8 protein-coding genes are annotated in these 7,820 nt (G+C 70.8%); 7 read left to right on the plus strand and 1 reads right to left on the minus strand.

Going from position 1 to position 7,820, the window contains the following annotated elements; all coding sequences use genetic code 11:
* Positions 1 to 520, minus strand: a 520-nt coding sequence (gene argS / locus ACTH43_RS12800; RefSeq protein ID WP_441445285.1) for an arginine--tRNA ligase domain-containing protein, incomplete at its 3' end; no start/stop codon positions are given.
* Positions 521 to 660: 140 nt separating this feature from the next.
* Here argS and ACTH43_RS12805 point away from each other — a divergent pair.
* From ACTH43_RS12805 to ACTH43_RS12835, 7 genes are all read left to right on the plus strand, one after another.
* Positions 661 to 1,080, plus strand: coding sequence for a YccF domain-containing protein (locus tag ACTH43_RS12805; protein WP_441445286.1), 420 nt, complete (start codon positions 661 to 663; stop codon positions 1,078 to 1,080).
* Positions 1,081 to 1,089: 9 nt separating this feature from the next.
* On the plus strand, positions 1,090 to 1,578 hold the full coding sequence (locus ACTH43_RS12810; RefSeq protein WP_441445287.1) for a flavin reductase family protein: 489 nt from the start codon (positions 1,090 to 1,092) through the stop codon (positions 1,576 to 1,578).
* 83 nt (positions 1,579 to 1,661) lie between these two features.
* The gene (locus ACTH43_RS12815; RefSeq protein ID WP_441445288.1) at positions 1,662 to 2,633 is read left to right on the plus strand and encodes an alpha/beta hydrolase; all 972 of its coding nucleotides are present in this window, start codon (positions 1,662 to 1,664) and stop codon (positions 2,631 to 2,633) included.
* Positions 2,630 to 4,117, plus strand: a complete 1,488-nt coding sequence (locus ACTH43_RS12820) for an alcohol acetyltransferase (RefSeq protein ID WP_441445289.1) — start codon at positions 2,630 to 2,632, stop codon at positions 4,115 to 4,117. The genes ACTH43_RS12815 and ACTH43_RS12820 overlap by 4 nt, the downstream gene beginning before the upstream one ends.
* Positions 4,114 to 4,779, plus strand: coding sequence for a DUF6320 domain-containing protein (locus ACTH43_RS12825; protein WP_441445290.1), 666 nt, complete (start codon positions 4,114 to 4,116; stop codon positions 4,777 to 4,779). The genes ACTH43_RS12820 and ACTH43_RS12825 overlap by 4 nt, the downstream gene beginning before the upstream one ends.
* 198 nt (positions 4,780 to 4,977) lie before the next feature.
* Positions 4,978 to 6,840, plus strand: coding sequence for a DUF7937 domain-containing protein (locus ACTH43_RS12830; RefSeq protein WP_441445291.1), 1,863 nt, complete (start codon positions 4,978 to 4,980; stop codon positions 6,838 to 6,840).
* Positions 6,841 to 6,918: 78 nt separating this feature from the next.
* Positions 6,919 to 7,820 (plus strand): uracil-xanthine permease family protein (locus tag ACTH43_RS12835; RefSeq protein ID WP_441445292.1); only part of this gene is annotated, 902 nt, incomplete at its 3' end.

Raw genomic sequence — 7,820 nt, forward strand, 5'->3', positions numbered from 1 at the left:
GGTGCTCGATGAGCATGCCGAAGGGGGTGCCCCAGTCGCCGATGTGGTTCTGGCGGATCGCGGTGTGGCCGAGCTTCTCGAGCGTGCGCACGATCGAGTCGCCCACCACGGTGGTGCGCAGGTGCCCGACGTGCATCTCCTTGGCGACGTTCGGCGCTGAGTAGTCGACCACCACGGTGTCGGGGGAGGCGGGGGAGGGGACGCCGAGGCGCGCATCGGCGGCGAGCTCGGCGGCCTGCGCGGCGATCCAGTCGGTGCGCAGGCGGATGTTCAGGAAGCCGGGCCCGGCGATCTCGGGGGTCTCGGCGATGTCGTCCAGGTCGACCGCGGCGAGGATCTCGGCGGCGATGTCGCGGGGCTTCTTCCCCAGGCGCTTCGCGAGTCCCATCGCGGCGTTGCACTGGAAGTCCGCGAACTGGGAGGGGCGGATGATCGGATCCGCGTCGGCGAACTCGGGCCCGAAGGCGGCGGTGAAGGCGGACTGGAAACGCTGGGTCAGCGCGATCTCGGGAGCTGGCATGGCTCCAGGGTAATCGGCGCGGCGAGCTGATCCTGCGCGGCGGAGCGTGATGCTGGACGGACCTCCCGGCCGCTGCCCGCAGGCTCGCCGAGGGGGACATCCCCATGGCCACCGCCGCAGCAGATCCCTAGGCTGGTGCCATGCGCTCCGTACTGACTCTGATCCTCAACCTCATCTGGCTGCTGACCGCTGGCTGGGCTCTGTTCCTGGGCTACCTGGTCGCCGGCGTCCTCGCCTGCATCTTCATCGTCACGATCCCCTTCGGGATCGCCTCCTTCCGGATCGCCGGCTTCGTGCTCTGGCCGTTCGGCCGCGAGGTCGTGGACACTGGCGGCGGCGGAGCGATGAGCACCCTGGGCAACGTGATCTGGTTCGTGATCGCGGGCTGGTGGCTGGCCCTCGGGCACGTGGGCACCGCGCTCGCACAGGCCGTCACCATCATCGGCATACCGCTGGCCTGGGCGAATCTCAAGCTGATCCCGGTGACCTGCTTCCCCTTCGGCAAGGAGGTCATGGACTCGAGCTCGGCCCGGGCCCGGATGTTCCCGACGGCCCGCTGAGCCGCGCCGATGAATTCCGTGGACCAGGACGAGTACCGCCGCCTCAGCGACCTGCTCGCGGTGGGGCTGGCCGTGGTCAGCACCCGGCAGGGCTCCCATGATCTCGCCGTGACCGTCGACTCCTATCTCGACCTCTCCTATGACCCGCCCACCATGCTGATCGCGCTGTACGGCATGTCGCGGGCGGCGGAGGCGGTCGAGGAGGCCGGGCACTTCTGCCTGAACCTGCTCGCCGAGGATCAGCACGATCTCGCGGACCGCTTCGGCACCCCGGCCGCCCCGCTGCAGGGGATGTTCAACGGTCTCGAGGTCACCCGCACCGGTGACGGGGACGCGATCCTGCCCGGCGTGCTCGCCCACTTCGCGATCCGCATCGAGCAGGCGGTCGACGCCGCCACCCACCGCCTCCTGATCGGCCCGGTGATCGAGATGGGCGAGGGCCGGATCGAGGCCGGTCCCGCAGTGCGCTTCGCCGCCGACAGGGCAGATCTGTGCTGAGCGACGAGGTCGAGCGGACCGGCCCTCAGCGCTGACTATCCTGGAGGCATGGACCTGTTCCCCGCCGTCACGGGCTCCCGCCCGTGAACCCGCTGCTGAGGCTCGCGCTGCGCCTCGTCTCCCTCGCCCGCTTCGATGTGCGGGAGGACTACGAGCGGGTGCGGCATCTGCAGCGACAGCTGGCCGCGCTGCCTGCCGCGCGCTACCGCACCCCCACCTGGGACACCTTCTCCGACAGCGGGACCGGCAGGCGCGTGCCGGTGCGCGTGTTCACCCCGCGCGTGCAGCGGCGTGACGAGCTGCTGCTGTTCTTCCATGGCGGCGGCTGGGTCACCGGAGATATCGAGAGCTACACCCCTGCCTGCGCCACCATGGCCGACCTCACCGGCTGCCGGGTGGCGTCGGTCGACTACCGGCTGGCGCCCGAGCATCCGTTCCCGGCCGCGCTCGAGGACTGCTACGGCACCGCGCGCCGGCTGCTCGAGGATCCCCGCCGGGCCGGGCTCGAGGACGCGGACCAGATCGTGCTGATGGGCGACTCCGCCGGGGGGAACCTCGCCGCGGCGGTCTCCCTGCTGCTGCGTGAGCGCGGCCACCGCCCGCCCTCGCGTCAGATCCTGCTGTACCCCGTCACGCACTGGGATCACGATCCGGAGACCTCGCCGTTCCCCTCCGTGCGCCATCACGGCGAGGACTACCGGCTGACCAACACCGAGATCCAGGACTACTTCGAGATGTACGCCCCCGATCCCGAGCAGAGGAAGAATCGCCTGGTCTCCCCGCTGATGGCCACCGACCTCTCCGGGCAGCCGGACACCCTCATGATCACCGCCGAGCTGGACCTGCTGTGCGATGAAGGCGAGGCCTACGCCCGGGCGCTCGAGGCGGCCGGCAACCGGGTGCGCCTCCACCGGGTTCAGCGGGCGCTGCACGGCTTCATCACCCTCCCGCGATTCGCCCGCCCGCTGCGGGAGGCCTACGAGGTGATCGACGAATTCCTGGAGGCAGGCGTGCCCAGCACCGCCCAGGACCCCCCAGTGCAGGTGAGCCCATGAACCGGCCCGTGCGCCGCCGGCACTGGGTCCGCCTGGACAATGCCTCGAACATCTTCCCGGCGGCCCGCAGCGACGCGGATCCCAAGGTGTTCCGGATGAGCGCCGAGCTGGACCACGAGGTCGACCCGGCCCTGCTGCAGGAGGCGCTCGACGAGACCTTCGAGCGCTTCCCGCTCTATCACGCGGTGCTGCGCCGAGGGGTGTTCTGGTACTACCTCCAGGACAGCGACCTGCAGCCGGTGGTGGAGGAGGAGGTGCTTCCCAGCTGCGCCGCGATCTACCAGCCGGACCGGCGCACGCTGCTGTTCCGGGTGCTCCATCACCGCCGGCGCATCATCCTGGAGATCTTCCATGCGCTCTCCGATGGCACCGGGGCACTGTGGTTCCTCACCGACCTGCTGGCCGGATACACCCGACGACGCTTCCCCGAGGAGGCCCCGCCCCTCTCGGTGGCGGCGGCCGAGGCGCGTCCGGGGGCTGCGGAGCGCCCGGATCCTCCGCTCGGGGCAGTGGGCACCCGGACCGGCGCGCTGGCCGCCGAGGAGGTGCATGAGCTGACCACCGACTCCTTCGCCCACTACTTCCGGCGCCGTCGCCGCACCGTCGATGCTGACGAGGACGCCCACCAGGAGGAGTTCAGCCGAGAAGCCGCACCTGCGGTGCTCACGGTCCCGGAGGCTGATGAGCCGCCGACGGAGGAGACGCCCGTCGAGCCCGCCGCTGCCCGTCCCGCCCGGCGCCGGATCCACCGGGTGCGCGGCACCCGCACCCCGGATCACCGCACCCGCATCATCGAGCTGACGATGCCGGCGCGGCCCGTGCTGGGCCTCGCGAAGGCCGAGGGGGTGGCGCTGACGATGTACCTCACCGCACTGTTCTTCGAGGCGATCCGCCGCGCCGACGAGGGAGCGCACGGGGCGCCGACGATGGCGGCATCGGTGCCGGTGAACCTGCGCCAGTTCTTCCCCTCGACCTCCGCCCGGAACTTCTTCGCGACCATCCGGGTCGAGCACACCTACGGCCACGGCGACGACGCGCCCGGGGCGGTGGCCCGCGGACTCCAGGAGAGCTTCTCCGCGGAGGCCACCCCCGAGGCGCTCGAGCAGAAGCTGCAGCGGCTGATCCGCGTGGAGCGCCTGCCGCTGGCCCGGATCGTGCCCAGGCCGGTCAAGGACCGGCTGCTGAGCATGATCAACCATGCGAACAACCGCCGGCTGACGGTCGCGGTCTCGAACCTGGGCCGGGTCACGCTGCCCGAGCCTGCCGCGTCTCATGTGGGACGGATGCTGTTCCACGTCTCCGCCGTGCGCCCGCAGTTCTGCGCCATCTCGCACGCCGGGCTGCTCACCCTCAGCTTCACCGCTCCCTTCGTGCAGACCGATCACGTGCGGGAGTACGCCGCACTGCTCACCGAGGCGGGAGTCGAGGTCACGGTCTCCGCAGCCCGCGTCTCCGAGGACGAGCTGCTGGAGTTCGGGACATGAGGCGCTGCCCCGACTGCACGGTCCAGGTCGAGGGCGACTGGATCCGCTGCCCGCTGTGCGGGACCACCCTGGTGGGCGCGCCCGTCCCCGGCCCCTACCCGGCGGTGCCGCTGCGCTTCTCCCGACGCCGGGTGCTGAGGGTCCTGGCCCTCACCTCGCTCGGCGTGATCGTGCTGTCCTTCATCGCCCAGCTGCTGTTCGGGCCCGACGATGACGGCATCGGCGCGCTGCGCAGTGTATGGCTCGGCATCGCCACGACCTGGCTGGTGGTCGTGATGGCGGTGAGCAAGCGCCGCAACCTCGCCAAGTTCATCGTCTACCTGGTGGTGGCGGCGGGCGGGGTATGCGTCTACTGGGACTACCTCTCCGGCTGGGACGGCTGGTCCCTGACCTTCGTGGTGCCGATCGTCTGCGCCGCCTCGATCGTCGGGCTGCTGATCACGGCCCGCGTGATCCGGATGGAGGTGGGCGACTACGTCGTCTACAGCGGGCTGACGGTGCTGCTCGGGCTCACCCCGATCGTGTTCCTCGCCCTGGGCTGGGTGGACCCGGTGATCCCCTCCGCGATCTGCGGCGGTCTCAGCCTGGTCGCGGTGGTGCTGCTGCTGACGGTGCGCGGCGGGGCCGTGCGCCACGAGCTCGCCACACGCCTGCACCTGTGAACAGCCGTCCGGGAGCCCGCCGCACACGCGCGGGCGCCGAGCGCTGCTGTGAGACGACCTGAGACGCACTGCGCACCCGCCCCACGGCGCGCCGACGGGGGGAGCACCCCTCCCGTCCCTAGGATGCAAGACGCACACCCGCGCATGGAGCGCAGTCACGGACGGCCCCAGGGCGTCGCACGGCAGGAGAGAAGGTCGATGGACAGGGAGCCACGGGACAGTCAGCACCGGGACCAGGACGCCGACTGGATCTTCGCGGTCGACGACCCGCACAGCCTGCCCACCGATCGGCTGCCGGATCGTGCTGCCTTCGATCGCTACGCCACCCCGCTGCTCGCCCGTCGGGGAGTCTCGCCCTCGCTGCCGGTCGGCGAGAACGAGACGGTCGACCTCAGCAGCCTGGATCTCGCGGCGGAACCGGCTGCGGTGACCGGAGCGATCCCGGTGCTGGATCCCGCCGACGGCGCCGACGACACCGACGATGCAGCCGGCACTGACAGCATCGACGGCCCCGCCGACCGCTACCCGGCCGACCGCGACCCGGCGGCCGATGCCGGCACCCCTGCAGCAGCCGCTGCAGCGGATGCAGCGGAGTCGGAGCGAGAGCATTCGGAGCGAGAGCTGGTCTCCCCGCTGTCGCGCCCGGGCACCGTCTCCTATGCGCGCTCGGGCACCACCCCGAACGCCGAGGATGACGAGATTCCGCTGAACGGATTCGTGCTGCCGAACCGCTTCAAGGAGCTGGGCGTGTTCGACGCCCTGCGCGATGTGTTCGCCCTGGTGTGCCTGGCCACCGCGCTGACCACCACCTTCACCCTCGCTGAGAGCCCGCTGCTGGATCTGCTCGGGAAGATCGCGATCGGCACCGGGCTCGCGACGCTGCTGATCGTGCACCTGCTGCGCTGGGTCCCCGAGAAGCCGCCGCTGGTCGCCGTGCGCATCCTGCGCCTGGTCGGCCTGCTGCCGGCACTGCTCGTCTCCATCACCGTGATCGGCGCGGACCTGGTGCTCTCCCTGCCCAAGCTCTTCGCGTCCCTTCCCGACGGGCCACCGGTGGGCATCGGCATCGGGGTCTCTCTGCTCCTGCTCGGTGCGATCCTGGGCATCGAGCCGCGCGTCCACGAGGGCTACCTGCCCCAGGCGCGAGCCCGGCGCACGGCCCGGATCGCGCTCCAGGGCGTGGCCGTGGCCACGGCGCTCTCCCTGCTGATCGCGACCGTGATGATCGTGGGCCGCGTGTTCACCACCGGCTGGGCGTTCTCGCTGATGACCTTCGCCAACGCTCTGGTCTCCGCCCTGCTGCTGGGGATCGTGCTGGCCTCCGCGCTGCGCCGGGAGCGATCCTGGTACGTCTCCTCGACCGCGGTGGTGGCCGCGCTGGTGATCGCTGCGCTCGCCGACAACAGCCTCGGGCTGCAGTTCGCGGCGCCGCTGAGCTTCGCCTCCGGCTTCGTCTACCTGCCGTTCCTGGTCGCCGCCTTCGGGCTGATGATCTCCCGGTCCTTCGTGCGGACCATGCCGGTCTCGTTCCGCCGCACCGACTGGCTGGTCTACACGGTGCGGGCCTTCGAGCTCAGCGCGATCATGCACACCGCGGCGGTGATCTGGCACCTGCTGGCCGCGATCGTCGCGACCACGGGGAAGGCGCCCGGAAGCTCGTCGCTGCACCTGATCGATGCGGTGGTCTGCGGCTGCTTCGTGGTGGTCTCGCTGTTCGGGCGCACCTCGCTCCTCTCACGTCCGGCCGTGAGCGCCCGGGCCAGCGGCGTGGTCGCCGCGCTGGTGCTGACGGTCGTCGGCTTCCTCGACGTGATCGTCAACTCCCTGGCGATGGCCGCCGGGGCAGGGCTCGCCACCGGCGGAGTCGCACTGTTCATCGGACTCGCCGCAGCGCTGATGCTCACGGTGCCCGCCCCGGTGCGTGACGAGTTCGGCGCCCCGGACGTCACCCGGATGTTCGCCGACTTCCGGGCCCGTGATGGCGGGCGCGTCTCCCTGCTGGACCGGGTCCCGGATGTCACCGAGGAGACGGCCCGCCGGAAGAACTTCCCCAGCGCCTGACCGCGCTGCAGCGCGCTCCTCCCCGCGAGCCGCCTGCCTCCGCCCCACCCCTTCACCCTCCTCACCCCCTGGAGAATCATGTTCCGCTGGAGCCTGCACGGAGATGGCCGCACCATCGCCCCCGACGCGATCGTCCTGCCCGAGGAGCGGCTGGCCTGGCCGCTGACCATCGGCATCGGCGCCCAGCACGTCATCGCCATGTTCGGCGCCACCTTCCTGGTGCCGCTGCTGACGGGCTTCCCGCCGTCGACGACCCTGCTGTTCTCCGGCATCGGCACCCTGCTGTTCCTGATCATCACCCACAACAAGGTGCCCAGCTATCTCGGCTCCTCCTTCGCCTTCATCGCCCCCATCACCGCCTCCACTCAGGCAGATTCGATGGGCGCGGCGCTCGGCGGGGTGATGGTCACCGGCATCCTGCTGGCACTGCTGGGACTGCTGGTCCAGAAGATCGGCACCCGCTGGATCGGGGCGCTCATGCCGCCGGTGGTGATGGGCTCGATCGTCGCCCTGATCGGCTTCAACCTCGCTCCGACGGCGTACCTGAACTTCAAGGAGTCGGCGGTCACCGCCACCATCACCCTGTTCGCGGTGGTGCTGTGCACCGCCCTGTTCAAGGGCCTGCTGGGGAGGGTCTCGGTGCTGCTGGGCGTGCTGGTCGGCTACGCCGTGGCGGTGCTGCGCGGCGAGGTCGACTTCTCTCCCGTCGCCGACGCCGCCTGGCTCGGCCTGCCCGAGTTCCATCACCCCGAGTTCAACCTCGGCCTGCTGCCGATGTTCCTGCCCGTCGTGGTGGTGCTGCTGGCGGAGAACGTGGGCCACGTGACCAGCGTGGGCCTGATGACCCATCGGAACCTCGACCACATGGTGGGCCGCACCCTCAGCTCCGACGGTTTGGCCACGGCGCTCTCGGCCGGCTTCGGCGGCTCGCCGACCACCACCTACGGCGAGAACATCGGCGTCATGAGCGCCACCCGCGT

Source organism: Brachybacterium sp. (genome assembly GCF_052095815.1).
In the GTDB taxonomy this organism is placed as follows: Bacteria; Actinomycetota; Actinomycetes; order Actinomycetales; family Dermabacteraceae; genus Brachybacterium.